This window comes from Otoolea muris (assembly GCF_943193115.1).
GTDB lineage: Bacteria > Bacillota > Clostridia > Lachnospirales > Lachnospiraceae > Otoolea > Otoolea muris.
In genome coordinates this window covers 15,689-32,273 of record NZ_CALPCY010000054.1, presented here as the reverse complement: position 1 = coordinate 32,273, position 16,585 = coordinate 15,689, and the positions used below count along the sequence as shown (strand labels likewise).

Here is a 16,585-nt window from a genome sequence, read left to right as displayed (position 1 = left end):
AAATCCGATTTTCTGGGGAGCAGCCAGTGGGCTGAATATGATTCCGGAGGGGCCGGCCACTGGGTATATGATTATGATTCGATGGACAGGGAAGGGAACAAGACGTATTTCGGGGCTATGGTTGACCTGGCGAGGAGCGGGGAACCGTTTGATTATTGGGGGTTCATGTCTATAAACGGAGTGGACAGGATAAATATAAAGGTAACAAAGGAATACTGGGAGGAAATGACAAAGGATTTTATGCATATAGTGAGATATGCGGATCAATATGCGCCGCCATATATGACGTTTGAAGAGATATTCGGGACATCGTATGAGCAGGGGGATATGGTACAGTGAGAGTGAATCGAATAAAAAATGTAATCGTGTGGAGTTTGCTGGTTTCTGAGGTTTTGTATCTGTCAGGTTGCGAAAAAAGCTCCAAATTTAATATACCCTGTCATGTCCGGGCCGCGCTCCTTGAAAATTATATGGCGGAACCGGTTTCCAATTTAATTGGATATGTAACAGATGTCAGACAAAAATCCGATATTGAGACATACAGACATATCGATCATTTTCCGGATCTTATGGTATTTGCAGAGCCGGAGGAAGTAGAACTAATCCGGGAAATACATAACGAAATAGGGTTTACCGCAGAATATAAAGAGGGGAACAAAGAAACCTATGAATTTTACAGAAAAAAATATGAGCGGCTCCTGAGGGAAGGGCTGATTGTTTACAGAAAAGACGGGGAAAGCAGCATTATGGAAGACATATATGATTTGGAAGAGCTCGTGACAAACAGTCCTGACATGTATTTTTTTGATATGGATGAGGACGGCGCGCAGGAGCTGTGCATTGCAGATATAGCCGGGACATTCGTATGTAAATATGATCCCGAAACGGATGGTTATGTCTCCTGGTATGACAATATAACTTCAGGCGGATGCATATTGGGGAGCAGAAAGATAGGATATACCCATGATGACGATGAAGAATATCTCAACCAGATGGATGAGGATGGACAAATTGAAATAAGGGTCGAATATGCGGCGTTAATGCACCCCCAAAGATACATTGTATCTGTTCCAGGATATATGGAACGCCTTCAAAAGGGGCAGATACCTGAATCAATGAAAAGAAAGCTGTATTATGACAGGCATAATTATTTTGTACGTGTAACAGAAGAACAATATAGGGATCTGATCCAGGGACTCCATGAAGCAAGGGAACAGGCCGGTCAGCACACCGTACCGCTGTCATATTTTATAGAAGACATTGAAGATGAAGAATACCAGTCAAAATATAACCTTAATTATAAACCTGAACACAGATAAACAGGCCGTCTCACTGACAGATATGGAGACAGGAGTCTGACAGCACAACAGGAGGAAACACATGGCAGGATGGTTTGAAAACAACATGTCCGCGATCCGCGAATACCCCTTTGACTTTGACTGCTACCTTGAAGAGCGGCTGCGGGAGATAAACGACCTGGACGAGAGGCGCTTCACAAAGAAGCTCCTGCTGAACGGCCTGGGCCGGGTGATCGGGTGCATGGAAGAAAAATACAAAAAGCTGGAACAGCGCATCTTTGAAGAAATGGAGATCCGCGCAAACCAGTATGGGACAGTCATGACCATTGTCAGGCGGGAGCACTACGACCCGTCCAACGAAACGCTTTACCCGGTGATGGAGGCGGACTTAAAACCGGACAGCCTGTCAAAAGCCCTGTCAGACGACAGGCGCAGGTTCGTCGAAACCATCTTCTTAGAGGCGGACGACGCGGTGCAGCAGGCATTCGCCGCGGCCGGCCGCTTCCCGGGGAGCGGTACGCCCGGGGCGGGAGGGCGGATGTTCTGCGTGCGGCCCGCGGCGCGCTACAGGGAAGCGGTGGAACGGCTGTACCAGGTGTTCCAGGACAACCATATCCCATGGCAGACGGTCCATATGGGATACCTGGACAAATTTTATGACGTGTATGCCGAAGCCTCCGGCTGGGGCGGCCCCGGGACAGCCGGGGAAGGGCCGCTGCCGGAGGCTGTTTCCGTTGACTACGGGGAATACGCGCCGTACATACGCCGCTCCATGATCCCCCTCTGGAACATGGAACAGCTCCCCTTTGACAGCACGCAGTTCATGATCCCCTGCACGGACGGCATTTACTACGAGCACGAATTCCCGCTGCAGGGCCGCGGGGAAACGGACGGCTACCTGGCGCTCTCCAATGAGGACATCCTGGAGATCCGGCATGAAAAGAAAAAGATCATCCTCAAGACAAAAAAGGAGATCTTCGAGGGCTGGCGGATCCTGCATATGATCCAGAAGCCCGCCGCGCGCTCCCTGGACTATGACGCGCCCTTTTTAAGCAACCACAGGAAGGACAGCTTCATCCGCCGCTATGCGGAGCATAACGGGAGCCGCCTGATGACCAAAACCGATCTGTTCCGCCGGATCATGGAGCTGGATACCGGGGATTTCATCGAGGCGGCAGGCTATGAAATCACGGACTGCGCCGGGGAAACCCTGCTGGCCCCGGACATGAACTGGTTCGCGCGGGATGAGCTGTTCCCCATGGAGGGCCGTAAGACGCTGGCGCTGAAATTCAAAGAAAAAAAGCCGGGGCACTACTTAAATGGCAGCATGGCGCGCTTCGTCCTCTCCCAGCTCCAGATGGAGATCGGCGAATACCGCTGCGCCGGGATGCTTGAGGGAGGTATGCAATGAATTATGCGTGGGAAGCAGCCCTGGCGGCGGACCGGGCGGGGCTTGCAAGGGAAGCGGTCCGTTACGTCCCGGCGCGGGACGGGAGCCCTTATACGGAGATCGTACAGGAAACCATCAACAGCCGGGATATCGAACAAAACGAGGTCAGGCTCAATCCCCTGTACCGTTTTTCACGGGAATTTGCCGCCCTGTTTGACATAAACATAGCAGATTATGAGGCAAGCCGGCGGATCTTTTTCGATGCGTGCATGCAGTATTTTATCCGGCTTGACCTGCGCCAGGGGCTCTCCAGGCAGGAGTATGCCCTGCGCTTCCTCCTTGATGATTTGCTGGACGGGGTGTGCGGCAGCCAGGCGGGCGCTGTGATAAAGCGGTTCCCCAAAGAGAAGCTGCGCCGCCTGCTGAGGCTGGTATTAAAGCTGTACCGGTGCGGGAGCTCCATTTACCTGTTCAAAGAAGCCATGCGGCATATGTACCCGGATTCCCTGGTATACGCCGGCAATGAGGCGGCGCGCGAGGCGCTGGTCTATGTGGGGGTAAAGGAGAATGGGGAGGAACAGGAGAGGATTGAATTCCTGCGGGATATGTTCCTGCCGGTGTATTATGAGGTTTACCTGTTCTGGGATCACCATTTTGGGATCATGGACGTGGATGAGACGATGGAAATGGATGAGGTGGTATTGTTTTAGGCGCGCAGGTAAAAACGGGAATGGGTTGGACATATGGAGAAGGGAAGGAGACAGGGAATGAAGTACAAATTTAGCGTATGTTTGCTGGCATTGGCGCTGACAGCCTGCGGGAATCCGAAACAAAATGATACGGATGCAGGAACTGTAAGCCAGGCAGAAGTTTCACCGGATCAGCCGGATATATCTTCGGAAGGCGGGGAGCAGCAGGCGGACGCCCCGGAAATGGCGCTGGAAGGAGAGTGCGAAGAGGCTGCGCAGAGCGATTTAGAGAGAATCATTAAGGCAGAGGGCGGCAGCGAACCGCCGGCTGAGGTTCCGGCCAGCGAATTTGATTTTGAGGATATGGATTATCTGTTTCTTGTAAAAGAGGAGATGGATCGTTCGGACAACCGTCAAACCAAATGGTATGAGTACGCGCTGCTCGGCGGCCCGTATGATACATACGAAAAAGGCGCCGCGTGCTATATGGAAGTGAATTCCCTTTTTGAACGCTATCAGTATGACAGAAATTTTGACAGTATGAAAGAGAGATTTGGCGGGGACTACATGAAGCAGTATTACCAGCGGCATATAACGGCGTTTTCGCCGGAGGCAGACCGGATTCTGTTAAAGTCGTATATGAATCCGCCAAACAGGCAGAAGGCTCTGTATGAGGTTCATTACTACAGGGGGGAAACAGGCAGGCAATGGCCCCAATACTGGCATTCATACATATATCGCGACATTATATTCCCGGATCAGGTGAATTATACGAAGGGGATCCGGTTTGCCACCCTGAATGCCTGGTATTCATATGGCCGGCCGGACATTTTCTATAAGACCAATATTTTGTCCAATTACGATTACTGCCTGCTGAATGGGAGGCAATATAATATTTCAACGGAGACAGATGCAAAGGACACTGTATTTTATAAAGATGATATAAATCCCCAGGGAGATAGATGTCTTGGCATCTATTCGATTTCAGATAACAGTCTGGTATTTCAGTCGGAGGCGATCCCGAATTTTCCGCTTACAATTGAGATTCTGGACTCTGCCCTGATTGCCGGTTTCCTCATGGAATCATCCAGCGATTTGAAATATATTAAAATAGATATGGAAACCGGGGAGGCAAATGAGCTGCTTACATATCAGAGAGGGAGCTTTTCTCCGGACGGCAGATACCTGGCCTGCCCTGCCGTAACCGCGGACGGAAGAGGATTTTATATATATTCGGTGGAAACCGGGGAAGAGACGTTTATAAAAAGCTATGGAATAAAAACAGAGACGCCGGATGAATACCAGTTCTATAACAGCGGTGTCTATTGCTGGGTGAATAAGGACAAGATAGAGGAATTGAAAGGTCTGGCGCAGTTAAGTAAGGATCAGTTAAGGCAGTAACTATTTTATATGATTTACACCAGAGGATTAAGGCATGGATAAATACGGATACACAATCAAACCAAAGAAAGAACAAAGGCCGGCGCAGCTTTACCACAAACCGGACCTGGCGCTCATGACCACATTTCAGCTCCGTGAAATCTGCCGCCGGGAAAAGATCATCCAGGGCGTCGTGAACCCCATGGACAGGGAGGATCTGATCCGCGTGATCCTGCGCTACCGGGGCGCGGACGAATACTTCCTGATAAAAAAGCGCGACGAAGCCGGGCTGGCGGCCGCAGAGCGGGCCTTTAAGGAGTCTGTCCTCCGGGAGCGGCGGGATCTCCCTCTGACCTGCAGCTCCAGGATCGCAGCGTATAAGGGCTGCGCCATCCGCTTTTACGATGGGCTGACCCTGCCGTGGGAAGCGGATCTCGCAGGGACAAACGCATTCATCGTAAGCGGCGACATGACGGTGTGCGCGATCCTGAACCTGCTCCCCATGGGCCGGCGCAGGGACTGCCTGTACCTGACCATGGAGGCGGAATCCGTGTGCAGGGAGTCTGAGGTAAAAAACTACAGCCTGTACTGCATGGGGCGCAGGGAATCGGAGAAAATGTACCGGATCTATCACGGGAAATACGACTTCACGCCCGGGTACATGGAAGTATACCGCATCCCGCTCCTCGATTTCGAGGTAAGGGAGCCGGCCCGCCTCCCCATCCCGGCGGCCATGGATTTTGGGACATCAAACACCACAGCCGGGGTCTGGCTGGATCAGCAATACTTTGAAAAAATGGGCCTCAGGGACGGGGAGCGCGGGCTGCATATGAACCAGGCCAACTATGCGCTGTTCTGCGATACCGCCCGGGACTGGGAGGAGACGCCGCTGCTGCCGGACGGGCGGCTTAAAGACGGGGAGGAATACCAGGCCCTGATCATCGACTGCGGCGGCGGGACAACGGATCTGAGCTCCTGCCGGTTCCGCGTGTGGGACCGGCGCGCGGCGTACCGGATCGAGATCGACACCGCCTATGAAAACGGGGACACGGACTTCGGGGGGAACAATATCACCTGGCGCGTGATGCAGCTCATCAAGATCGCCCTCGTAAACCGCCTTTACCCGGGGGAGCTGAAACCTGTGCCCGAACTCCTGTCCGGCTTTGACCGGGACGTGTTCCGCTATGTGGACGAAAACGGCTGCGCGGCGCTGTACAGGGAGCTGGGAAGCGAATATGAAAAGGCGGGGCAGCGGATCCCGACCCGCTTCCGCGAATTTGAAAACCAGGGCCGCGCCGACTACTATAAAGTAAAAAACAACTTTTATCTCCTGTTCGGACTTGCGGAGAAAGTAAAAAAAGAATTCTACGGCCATGTGGGGACCCTCCGGATCGCGCTGTCCTCCGGCAGCGGGGAGGACGGCGCCGCGGACGCCGCCGCCCGCATACAGGCGGGCAAATGGACGCTGTCCGTCCGGGCCGGGCGCGGCCTGGAAACCATAAAGGAATTCCCGGACGTGGCGGTAAGCGTCTACGAGCTGGAGTTACTTCTGAAGGCGGACATATACGGCGTAATCCGGCGCTTCATGGAACCCATGTATGAGGAAAACGCGCTCGAGGACTATTCCATCATCCGGCTGACCGGCCAGCCGTGCCGGATCGGCATGTTCCGCGACGCCTTAAAGGAGTTCGTCCCGGGCAAGCTCATCCGCTTCCGGAGACAGGACAGCCCGGGCGGGGATCCGGCAAAGGACGCGGGCCTTAAGATGACATGTATACAGGGGGCCCTCCGGTACTTAAGGGACAGGCAGTACGGCTTTGCCGACATATCCATCCGCGCGGGGGAGCCGGCCGTGCCGTACCAGGTGACGGCGTACACCCATACCGGGGAGGAAACGGTGCTGATCCAAAGCTTAAAACGCAGCGCGCGCAGCGGGATCATTTCCAGGAACCTCGAGGATCTGACGCTGACGCTGTACTTAAAGGATCCGGAAGGCCGGGAGCGCTGCCAGTACGCATGCCGGAGCAGCCTGGCGGATTTTGAGGAAAAAACATATGAGGAGATCCGGGAGATATACGGGGAACACATCCTGCAGGCGGACACGGACGACATCGCCGGCCGGGAGGCGCGCTTCTTCGTCTGGGCAAAGCCGGGGGAATGGGCGTTTTGCGTCGTCCCGGTATACCGCGGGGACGGGAAGCTGTATTTGGGGAAGGAGGAGGCATTTTACTTTGAAAACGACGGGTGGATGCAGAACTTTTTTGACGGGACGAAGTGAGGAATGGTGAATAAGAAACGGTGAATAAAAAATGGTGAATAAGGAGAGGAAGGTATGGGAATGGGCGCGGGAGTTATGCAGAATATATATCCGCTATTTGAACGGAACCGGATCCTGAAAAAGGAGATGCTCTGGTCCCTGAGGGACTATGCCTTTGCGCACGCCGGGGTGGAGTACCAGGAATACGGGCAGGGGCTCCTGCGGGGGTGCGGCCTGAGCGTGCAGGGGGAGGAGATAGCCGTCCGCCCCGGGCTCCTGAAATATGGCCAGGCTGTGTGTATCATGATGGAGGAAACCAGGATCCCGTTCGGGGCGGCGCAGGAAATGCGGTATTTACATATGGCCGTGCGGGAGGACAGGAGCGCCCCGGACTACATCGCTTACCGGATGGAGCTTGCGCTGTCAGGGGAGGAGAAGAAAGACGATGGGGTGTTTGAGATGTGCCGTTTCCATCTAAGGAAGGGGGCGGCGCTGCGCACGGAGTATAAGAGCTTTGCGGATATGGAGACGGAATACGACACCATTGACGTGACGCATGCGGACTGGGGAGGGCTGGGAGGAAAGAGCCTGGCCCCGGCGGTGACGCGGCGGTTTGCGGAGGAGATCCTGTCAGAGCGTGGGAGCCGTGAGGAGGATCGGGCGTTTGCAATGCACTGCCTCTGCGAAGCGGGAGCCATGCCGGCCCGGGCGCTGGCGGCGTATGCGGCGGGGCGTATGGGGGGAGAGATGGCTGAATATATGGACATGCGGAAGGTGTATGGGGCGCTGAGGCGCATCCTGGAGCAGTCCGGGCGGGGAGAGGAGCGGACGGGAGGCCGGAGGGAGAGGAGGCGGATTATGGTGGATTAACACACACGGAGCTGGCCACAGGGTTTCCGGCCGGATGCAATAAAATGTAACAGGACATAAGGACGTATAAAGAGGAATATGTCAGAATTATTAATAAAATCCAGGATCGATTTTGCCTTTAAGGAGATCATGATGGACGAACAGGCGCGGATCGGCTTTTTGTCAGCCATGCTCCGGCTGAATCCGGCGGATATCCGGGGAAGCGCGGGTGCGGAATGTGGGCCTGATAAAGTTTCACGAGGATGAAAAGCAGGGGATCAGCCGTGACCGACAGAAGATGTTGGTGATTTATTATGAGCGATATTGGTTCTGAGAACACCATTTTAGGATCATCGCTGTGGATGAGACGATGGAAATGGAAGAAATGGTTCTGTTCTGAGGGAGGAAGGATATGGCCAAATGGTTTGAAAACAATATGTCCGCAGTCCGGGAGTACCCGTTTGATTTTGAGCGCTATATGGAGCAGCGCCTGCGGGAGATTGACAACCTGGATGAACGGCGTTTTATGAAGGAAATCCTGCTGCAGGGGCTTGGAAGCGCGGTGCAGTTCATGGAGGAAAAATACAGAAAGCTGGAGAGGCGCGTCTATGACGAATATGAACCGCGCGCCAACCAGTATGAGACGGTGATGACTATTGTGAAACGGGAACACTATGATCCGGCCAACAAAACGCTTTACCCGGTTGCGGACATGGATCTGGATCCGGAAAAGCTGGCAGAGGCCCTGTCGGAGGAGGGCCGTATCTTCCGGGGGACGATTTTCTTTGAAGGGGATGACGGGCGCCAGAGGGCTTTTGAGGAAACCGGCCGTTTTGCAGGCGTATCGGGCGGGGAGGCGGCGTTGTTCTGCGTAAAGCCGGCATCCCGCTACCGGGACAGGATTGAGCTGTTATACCGGATTTTCCAGGCAAACCACGCGCCGTGGCAGACGGTTCACACAGGGTATCTGGACAAGTTTTATGATGTCTTCCAGGCAGCGGGTAACACAGGAAATATCCCTTCTGAAGAAGGCGTGCGGCTGCCTTTAGGCGAAGCGCGGCTTTACTGCGGGGAATACACGGCGTTTGTGCGGCCTGACATGCTGCCGCTCTGGAACATGGAGTGGATCGCCTTTGACAGCGCGAATTTCATGGTTCCCCGTACGGACGGGATCTGTTATGAACATGAATTTTCCCTGGATGACAGAGAAGAGGGGGACGGCTACCTGATCCGCCCGAATGAGGATATCCTGGAAATCCGCCATGAGGGCAAAAAGATGATCCTTAAGTCAAAGATAGAGCTGTTTGAGGGATGGGAGGCGCTGCACATCATCCAGTGTCCGACCGTACGCTCCCCGGATTACGACGCTCCCTTTTTGACAAACCGCCGCCGCGACAGCTTTCTTTGCCGGTATGCGGAGAAAAGCGGGACGCCGCTGATGACAAAAACTGATTTGTTCCGGCGGATTATGGAACTGGATGTGCGTGAATTTATAGAGGTAACAGGATATGAGCTGAGCAGAGAGACAGGCGGCCCGGCGGCCCCGGGAATGAACTGGTTCGTGCAGGACGGGCTGTTCCCCATGGAAGGGCGCGCGACACTGGTGTTTAAGTTTAAGGAAAAGATGCCGGGACACTACTTAAACGGGAGTATGGCGCGCTTTGTCATTTCCCAGATGCAGATGGAGATAAGCGAGTACCGGTGCGTGGGTGTGCTGGTGTGAGCGCGGCGCTGCCCGCGCGCCTGCGGGGCGTTTACGGGGCGCGTTCATGGAGATTGGCGGATGCCGGGACAGAAAAAGGGGGATTAGGGAGGAAATGGGTTATAACGATTTGAAAATCGCCATCAAAAGAAGGAAAAAATTACAGCAGCGGGAACAGCAGACGGAACGGGAATACGAGTTTGAACCATTCAGGGCCGGGGAAGCGCTGGAGTTTGATCTGCCGGCCGGCTCGGCAAGGGCAGAGGAGCCGTTTATTAAACGCAGATATCCGCATCTCACCCGTCCGGCCGTTGTGTTTTGCATGCCGGGTGATCCGGCCGCGGATATCCTGTTCCAGGAAGGTGAGGAGAGGACGGCCGGAGAGAATGGGGCGGGGGATGAAAAGGAGGCGGTCAGGAACATGATCATGCGGCTGCACCCGGCCAATCCCTTTTACGGGGAGGGCGTGGAGGACGCGGGGCGGATGAAGGTGGAATGGTTTGACTTTGACAGCTTTGGGCTGGACGGGATGATCTATAATCTGATGTTTTTTACATCCGTCTGCGGGCGTCTGTGCAGCGGGAGCTTTCACTGTGAAAGCAGCCGCGCGGCCGCCTGGAAACCAGTTATTTTAAAGACATTTCAATCATTCAGGGAATGGGAGGATAAATATGAGGGCTGACAGGGTGGTAATAGAGCCGTTTGCGTACGATTCGATTGGTGAGCTGGAAATAAAAAAGGAGATTGGCAGCCATGCGACGGCCCGTGTAAGCGGGATTCTGGAAAAGGGGGCCGATGAGGGCCTGCTGGAACGCATTTCCCCGGATGAGACGGCGACGATAAAAGCAATATCCATGGATGGGGAGGAGACGGTGCTTTTCCGGGGACTGATTGAGAACATTTCACTAAAAACAGAGGCTGGTTTAAAGAGCCTCAAGTTTACGGCGATCAGCCATACCTGCCTGCTGGACAGGAAAAAACAGGCGCGCGTCTTCCAGGACACGGAGGCCAGCTTCCGGGATATTGCCAAATATATCGGGGAGGAAAACGGGGCCAGGGTTATCTGCACAGAAGGGAAAGAGGAGAAAACCGGCCGCCTGATCGTGCAGTACCAGGAAACAGACTGGGCGTTTTTAAAACGCATCGCTTCCATGATCCATACGGTTATCGTGGCCGATCACGGGAGCGGCCGGGTTTCATTTTCCCTGGGCATGCCGAAGCTGAAAAAGGGGGAGCTGGGGGACATCCTCTCCCAGGCCGTCCGGAGCCTGGACGGGGCGTGTCAGGCAGAGAGCGGGACGGCGTATCGAAAGGACGGGGCGCTTGTGTTTCAGGTGGAAACGCGGGAGGCGCTGGAGCTGTGTACGCCGGTCTATTTCCAGGGGCGGGACTGCGTGATTTGCAAGGCGACAGGCCGGCTTGAGGGGAAGGAGCTGATCCACGTCTATGAGCTGGCCCGGACAGGGGATATCCGTACAGCCGAACGGATGAATGCAGAAATCAGCGGGACATCCCTGGACGGGACGGTGTATGAGGTGTCAAACGACTGCCTTAAGGTCCGGTTCCCGGAGGATGTACATAAGCCGGCGGTCTGGTTTCCATATGCCACGGTTTACTCGTCCCCCGACGGCACAGGATGGTACTGCATGCCGGAAAAAGGGGATGCGGTCCGTGTCTATTTCCAGGATTTTGACGAGAGGAAGGCCGTGGCGTTTAACAGCATCCACTTAGCCTGCGGTTTGCGGGAGGAGCCGGAGATTCAGTATATCCGTTCCTCGCACGACAAGGAGATCCGGTTTGAGCCGTCAGCGATCCGGATCACGAACCATCAGGGAATATCCGTGGTTTTGGATGACAAGAAGGGGATTACGCTGGAGAGCGCGTCAGATATTGTGGCAATAGCAGGCGGGGATATTGATATCCAAAGCCAGAGGGAGCTGAATGTGACGGGGGACAAAGGGATTATGATACGGCAGGGGGATAACCGGATCGAGGTGAAGGACGGGATCCGGCAGGTAGCGCGGGAGATATGGCAGAGGTGAGTGAACGTATGTGATGGGGTCGCCGGGGAAATCTTCTATATCCAACGGAACCCCGCTTTCGCTCAGAGAAAAGCGCAGCGGACACTAAGGAACTGTCTCGAAAAGACCTCGCTAAGTGCCGGCGGTTTTCTATGGGTTCCTTATGGAAATAGAAGCTTCCCCCGGCTACGTTACTGGCAGGCGGTGAATCAGATTTTTAGAAATCAGGGAGAAAAGAATTGGATAAGATAAAGGAGCAGTTCCTGGCGCGGGTGTGGGAGGCGGCGGAGGATGTGTATAGGAAGCAGACTGCCTTGTTAAAGCAGCAGGAGGAGGCGCTGGAGGACGATACGGCGGGCAGGATGAGCGCGCGGATGGGGGAGCTGGCGGCTTTGTATGGGACTTTGCAGGAAAAACAGCCGAGGTATATGGTTATATCGTATATGCGTTCTTCCCTCGCGGACGGATATCCGTGGTACAGGCTTAATCTGTACGATGAGGACTATTTTGACTCGGATGGGGAGTGCGGCGTCTGGCTTGAGGTTCCGGCGCTTGCGCAGTGCCTTGGGCGTATTATGGATATGGTGGGGGAGGAATTCCGGAAGCAGACGCGGGTTGAGGAATATTACATGGATCCGGTTCTGAAGGCATATGGCGAAAAGCTGCATGGGTGGATGCTGGAGCATATTTATGAAATCACACGGAAACATCTGCTGATGGATCACTGGGAGCGTTTTTACAGCAAAAACAGGATGAATATTTTGATTGGCGATTACCGCAACCACGCGACGCGCGTCTTTGGCTGGGGTCTGGATGAAGGAGGCGGGGATTAGGCGATGGAATTCTTTTTAATAGGCCAGGACAGGCGGTATAAGAACCCGCCGGTTTTATACGATTTTGTACAGCGTTTCTATCCGAACCTGTTTTGCCCGGAGGAGTGCCGGCGCATACCGGATAAAAATGTGGTTTATGCACAGTCAGAGAGACCGCTTGATTTTCTTGATGTAATCAGCGGGCCTGTGTGCCTGGTTTCGGAGACCGTGAAGCGGGTTTTGCAGGCTTATGACGATACGATTGTATTTAAAATGTTTTTTATATTGAACACACTGGCCGACGAGGGAGCGCCGTACTATGCGCCTGTTTTGCCGAAGCTTGACTGTATCCGGCAGGAAGGCCGGGGCAGGGAGGCTTCGCTGGCCATTGACTGCAAAAAAACAGGGCGCAGCTATGTCTGCCGCGACGGAGGGGATGCGTTCCGGAACCGGCTGATTGTGAACCTGGATGTGGCGGAAAGCCTGCTGAGGCGTGATTTAAAGGGGATCGCCTATCAGCGTCTGGAGGGAAAAAGATGGCGGAATATATAGTAAGCGGGGCAAGGATGATCTGCGATAAGGGGGAATTTTCCTCTGTATTATCCATACCGTCGGGGAGAATGCGCGTGGGAGGAAAGCTGGCGGCGGGACGAAAGGACTGCGTCCCGCAGAAGCATGTCGCTCCTTTTGGAATGTGCTCGTCCGGGACATATCTCTGTTCCGGCAAGGCGAAACCGGGAGAGGAACATCCCTGCGTGCTGGATCTGATGGCTCACTATTATCTGACCGACGAGGAGGCTTCCATAACGGATCTGGCAGAGCAGATTGGCAGTTTAGAGAGCTGCAGGCGGCAGCTCCGCGACCTCATCAGCCTGAGCGTGAATGAGATGACAGGCATTCAGCATGAGAGAAGCAGACAGATGAATTATGCCTTAAGCGACCGGCTCTCAGAGCAGTACAGCGTGATCTGGCGCAAGACAGAGAATCTGTATGCGATGCGGCAGGCGGCGGGGGAGATAGCCCAGGCAGCCGCAGCGTTTGCGGAGACGGCGAGGCAGAATTGCGCGTATCTGAAAGAGGGATGTGCGGACGCGTCCCTCTGCCAGCGCCTGGACGCCGTTTGTGAAAAACAGAATCTGCTGATAAGCCAGGGCGCTGTGCTGTCCGGCCTGCCGGAGGCAGGGGGAAACCAGATGGTTACAACGGAATCCTTCCTGATCTGCCGGTGCGGCGGGGTGATCACATTTGAGAGCTCCGGACAATAAAGAGGGATATCAGGGGCGGAACGGACAGAGCTTCAGATTGTCCGGACAGAAGGAGAAAAGAAGGTTCTTGGAGAACGCGGTTTACAAAGGAGGTACGGGATGCAGTTAGTGAATGGTATTGGGGATGTGAAGGCTGAGGGGCCGTTCGCCTTTTTAGGGCTGAATGCCATGCGGATTGATGCGGGGGTGAATGATCACGGCAGGATGAGCCTGTCAGGCTTTATCAGGCAGGAGGACATGCCGGAACGTAATCTGTGCGGGGAGACGGTTACCGTGTGGGGAAGCGATGAAAAACGGCCGTTATTTTCAGGCGTGGTAAGCGGCGTTTCAGTGACGGAAACAGGCGGCCTGTGTGAGGCGTCGGTGGAATGCCGTTCCTTCACAGCGCTCCTGGATCAGGCCCCGTACAGCCGTTCCTTCCAGAATACGGAAAGACGGTACCGTGACCTGCTTGAAGAGGCGGGAAAAAGGTTTGGGGCAGAGAACCGGATTGTTGTTACCGCGCCGGAAGCGAAGAAGCGGACCGGGGTTCCGGTGATCCAGTACCATGAGACGGACTGGGAATTCCTGAAGCGGATGGCGGGCCGCCTCCACACGGTCATAGTGCCGGAGATTACATGGCCGCTGGCGCAGGTGAGCGTCGGCTGTGTGCAGGGAAAGCGGTATGAGCTGGAAGAGGGAGAGACAGAAGCCTGCGAGGAAAGCCTGGATCTGGGCCGTTTCCGGAGGTCGGGAAGCGGCAGGCCGGGAGCGGATTACCTGTCTTACCGCATCCGGACAGGGTGGGATTTTAACCTGTGCGACCGGATCCGGTTCCGGGGGCGGGAATGGCGTGTGGTTGAAACACATCTGTTTTCAGAGCGCGGCGCGCTAAAGCGCGAATATGTCCTGGGAGCGGAGGCAGGCTTCTGCCTGGAGGAAGGGTATAACCGGGCGATCCGCGGGGCATCGCTCCCGGGGCGCGTTATAGAGAGGAAAGAAGGGATGGTGCGGATCCATCTGGACATGGATCCTCAGCAGGAGCCGGGGGAAGCGCACTGGTACCCTTATACCCCTGTGACAGGGAATATCATGTACAGCGTGCCGGAAGCCGGGACGCGGGTTCTGCTGAACATAAAGAGCATGCGTGAGGAGGACGCGGCAGTGGGCTGCTGCGTGCGGATGGATCCGGTCTGCCCGCTGCCGGCGGACGTGAAGGCCATGTGGGCCGGGGGAAAGAAATACACCGCCGCGCCGGATTATATGGGGTTTGAGAGCGAAACCGGAGGCGCGCTGGACGGGGCTTTGATCCTGGATAATGAGCTGGGGATTGTAGCATATGCAAAAAGGGGGCTGCGGCTCCGCGCGAAAGGGGCGGTGATACTGGCCAGCGGGGGAAACGTAACGCTGTCGGGGGTAACGGGAACGAGGCTGTCGCACCCAAAGGCGAAGGAGGAGCAGGCATGGATCGCCATGGACTGCGGCCGGATGCGGATGGCCGGAAGTTTTATGGAGCACAGCGCAATGGCGGCCAGTGAGGAAGCGCCGCGTTCAGGGAAGGACGGGCCGCCGGCGTTCCCGGGAATGCAGCCGCCGGACAGCCTGTCCCAGATCCCGCAGTCGAATAAGTCGGATATAAGGCGGGAGCTGGAACCGAAAGGGGATGCTTACAATTCTGTGCCTGGGATGGCGGGTGAAGGCGGAGGCGGGAAGGTGAAGCAATTGAAGGAGCGGATTGATACGGAGGATGAGGGAGTAGTAGAAAAGGAGGCTTATATTTATGCGGGGGGACATTATTCTCACGGAGAAGTGCGGGGCGGAGCAACATTTGTGACATCAAATTACGGTATCTATTTAAACACTGTATTTGGGGAAGACAGCATATACAGAAGAAGTGAACCTGTTATTGATGAAGAAACAGGGGAACGGAGATATTATGTGGATGAGCTATATAACAGGAGTGTGGAAAGCCTGGCAAACATGATCGGCTGCTTAGATATCCTGAGTTCATGGGAAAAGACGGATGACTGCAAAATTATTGTCTTTAACAGTAAGGCCAAAGACGGTCCTTATCAGTTGGTACGCCGGGGAAGAGAAGTCAAAATGAGACTGTATATGAAGATAAATGCATATGAGAAATGGAGCAATGAGGATCCGAATGTGAGAAGCGTAAAGCCATATGAAAATGAGGAGAAGGAGGAAGAGAAAAAAGGGTGGTTTGGTAAAAGAAAGGACGAATCGACAGGAGAAGATTACAGGAATTATACGTTTTATGACTTTATTATGGCTGGAATTCATAAATGGGAAGGACTCTATGAGAATCAGTACCAGACATATAAGGAGCATTGGTGGGAAGATGGAATAAGGCTTTGTTATGATGATTTTGGACTGGACGGCGCTGTAAATGTAAAAATAGAGGTATGTTCGCCAACAGAGGAGCATCCGAAAGGAACGAGGGTTTATGTGTTTGATAACAGGGAGAAGCTAATTGATGAAAAAAAAGTTTATGATGAAGGGGCTGATAAAATGTTTGATATTGTAAAAAGCGATAATTGGCCGATGGTTTGGAACGAAGATAAATGGTCGATATTAAATGTCGGAACAGTATTATTATTTACCAGACAAAAAAGTGATGAGAAAAAACATGATTATTCTTATAAATCATCTCGCTTTTTAGCTATGATTTCACATGAATTTGGGCATGTTTGGGGATTGAGGGATGCATACTTTAGGAAGAATGTGCCGGGCTGGCGTGAGGCAAAAGAAACGAAAGAGGTTAGCAAGGATAATATGATGCGAACAGACGGTGAAATACAACCTAATGATATAGAAATGATTCTTATGGCTTGGAAATATAATCAATCTCAACGTTATGCTGATTTTTATGGATCGAAATTTGAAAGTAAGTCTGAAGCTATTAAATACAGATCAAAAGAGGAATAA

General features: G+C 53.8%; 15 protein-coding genes. All 15 read left to right on the top strand.

Annotation, left to right across the window (positions count from 1 at the left end):
* Window positions 1-339, top strand: a 339-nt coding sequence (locus NFS31_RS21805; protein WP_251499952.1) for a hypothetical protein, incomplete at its 5' end; no start/stop codon positions are given.
* Window positions 336-1,319 (top strand): hypothetical protein, encoded by a 984-nt coding sequence (locus NFS31_RS21800; protein ID WP_251499949.1) that lies wholly within the window; start codon window positions 336-338, stop codon window positions 1,317-1,319. The genes NFS31_RS21805 and NFS31_RS21800, both read left to right, overlap by 4 nt.
* Window positions 1,320-1,380: 61 nt before the next feature.
* Window positions 1,381-2,709 carry a hypothetical protein gene (locus NFS31_RS21795; RefSeq protein ID WP_251499946.1) on the top strand — a complete coding sequence of 443 codons (1,329 nt, stop codon included), beginning with the start codon at window positions 1,381-1,383 and terminating at the stop codon, window positions 2,707-2,709.
* Complete coding sequence (locus NFS31_RS21790; RefSeq protein ID WP_251499943.1) at window positions 2,706-3,398, top strand: hypothetical protein; 693 nt, start codon at window positions 2,706-2,708, stop codon at window positions 3,396-3,398. The genes NFS31_RS21795 and NFS31_RS21790 overlap by 4 nt, the downstream gene beginning before the upstream one ends.
* Before the next feature lie 57 nt (window positions 3,399-3,455).
* Window positions 3,456-4,778, top strand: coding sequence for a hypothetical protein (locus tag NFS31_RS21785; RefSeq protein ID WP_251499941.1), 1,323 nt, complete (start codon window positions 3,456-3,458; stop codon window positions 4,776-4,778).
* A 34-nt stretch (window positions 4,779-4,812) separates the two neighbouring features.
* Entirely contained in the window at window positions 4,813-7,035 is a 2,223-nt protein-coding gene (locus NFS31_RS21780) for an acetate and sugar kinases/Hsc70/actin family protein (protein WP_251499938.1), read from the top strand.
* 54 nt (window positions 7,036-7,089) lie between these two features.
* Window positions 7,090-7,884 carry a hypothetical protein gene (locus NFS31_RS21775; protein ID WP_251499936.1) on the top strand — a complete coding sequence of 265 codons (795 nt, stop codon included), beginning with the start codon at window positions 7,090-7,092 and terminating at the stop codon, window positions 7,882-7,884.
* Window positions 7,885-7,962: 78 nt separating this feature from the next.
* Window positions 7,963-8,130 carry a hypothetical protein gene (locus tag NFS31_RS21770; protein WP_251499933.1) on the top strand — a complete coding sequence of 56 codons (168 nt, stop codon included), beginning with the start codon at window positions 7,963-7,965 and terminating at the stop codon, window positions 8,128-8,130.
* 145 nt (window positions 8,131-8,275) lie between these two features.
* Entirely contained in the window at window positions 8,276-9,586 is a 1,311-nt protein-coding gene (locus tag NFS31_RS21765) for a hypothetical protein (RefSeq protein WP_251499931.1), read from the top strand.
* A 94-nt stretch (window positions 9,587-9,680) separates the two neighbouring features.
* Complete coding sequence (locus NFS31_RS21760; protein ID WP_251499928.1) at window positions 9,681-10,247, top strand: hypothetical protein; 567 nt, start codon at window positions 9,681-9,683, stop codon at window positions 10,245-10,247.
* Window positions 10,237-11,607, top strand: a complete 1,371-nt coding sequence (locus tag NFS31_RS21755; RefSeq protein WP_251499925.1) for a contractile injection system protein, VgrG/Pvc8 family — start codon at window positions 10,237-10,239, stop codon at window positions 11,605-11,607. The genes NFS31_RS21760 and NFS31_RS21755 overlap by 11 nt, the downstream gene beginning before the upstream one ends.
* A gap of 218 nt (window positions 11,608-11,825) precedes the next feature.
* Window positions 11,826-12,419: a hypothetical protein gene (locus NFS31_RS21750; RefSeq protein ID WP_251499923.1), complete on the top strand. Its 594-nt coding sequence runs from the start codon at window positions 11,826-11,828 to the stop codon at window positions 12,417-12,419.
* 3 nt (window positions 12,420-12,422) lie between these two features.
* Window positions 12,423-12,950: a hypothetical protein gene (locus tag NFS31_RS21745; RefSeq protein ID WP_251499920.1), complete on the top strand. Its 528-nt coding sequence runs from the start codon at window positions 12,423-12,425 to the stop codon at window positions 12,948-12,950.
* A complete protein-coding gene (locus NFS31_RS21740; protein WP_251499917.1) occupies window positions 12,935-13,663 on the top strand; it encodes a PAAR-like protein in 729 nt (242 codons plus the stop codon). The genes NFS31_RS21745 and NFS31_RS21740 overlap by 16 nt, the downstream gene beginning before the upstream one ends.
* 99 nt (window positions 13,664-13,762) lie before the next feature.
* Window positions 13,763-16,585: a phage late control D family protein gene (locus NFS31_RS21735; RefSeq protein WP_251499914.1), complete on the top strand. Its 2,823-nt coding sequence runs from the start codon at window positions 13,763-13,765 to the stop codon at window positions 16,583-16,585.

Excerpts from the sequence above, each read along its gene's own strand:
- NFS31_RS21795 (WP_251499946.1), top strand. The coding sequence starts at position 1,381 with ATGGCAGGATGGTTTGAAAACAACATGTCCGCGATCCGCGAATACCCC.
- NFS31_RS21790 (WP_251499943.1), top strand. The coding sequence starts at position 2,706 with ATGAATTATGCGTGGGAAGCAGCCCTGGCGGCGGACCGGGCGGGGCTT.
- NFS31_RS21785 (WP_251499941.1), top strand. The coding sequence starts at position 3,456 with ATGAAGTACAAATTTAGCGTATGTTTGCTGGCATTGGCGCTGACAGCC.
- NFS31_RS21780 (WP_251499938.1), top strand. The coding sequence starts at position 4,813 with ATGGATAAATACGGATACACAATCAAACCAAAGAAAGAACAAAGGCCG.
- NFS31_RS21775 (WP_251499936.1), top strand. The coding sequence starts at position 7,090 with ATGGGAATGGGCGCGGGAGTTATGCAGAATATATATCCGCTATTTGAA.
- NFS31_RS21770 (WP_251499933.1), top strand. The coding sequence starts at position 7,963 with ATGTCAGAATTATTAATAAAATCCAGGATCGATTTTGCCTTTAAGGAG.
- NFS31_RS21765 (WP_251499931.1), top strand. The coding sequence starts at position 8,276 with ATGGCCAAATGGTTTGAAAACAATATGTCCGCAGTCCGGGAGTACCCG.
- NFS31_RS21760 (WP_251499928.1), top strand. The coding sequence starts at position 9,681 with ATGGGTTATAACGATTTGAAAATCGCCATCAAAAGAAGGAAAAAATTA.
- NFS31_RS21755 (WP_251499925.1), top strand. The coding sequence starts at position 10,237 with ATGAGGGCTGACAGGGTGGTAATAGAGCCGTTTGCGTACGATTCGATT.
- NFS31_RS21745 (WP_251499920.1), top strand. The coding sequence starts at position 12,423 with ATGGAATTCTTTTTAATAGGCCAGGACAGGCGGTATAAGAACCCGCCG.
- NFS31_RS21740 (WP_251499917.1), top strand. The coding sequence starts at position 12,935 with ATGGCGGAATATATAGTAAGCGGGGCAAGGATGATCTGCGATAAGGGG.
- NFS31_RS21735 (WP_251499914.1), top strand. The coding sequence starts at position 13,763 with ATGCAGTTAGTGAATGGTATTGGGGATGTGAAGGCTGAGGGGCCGTTC.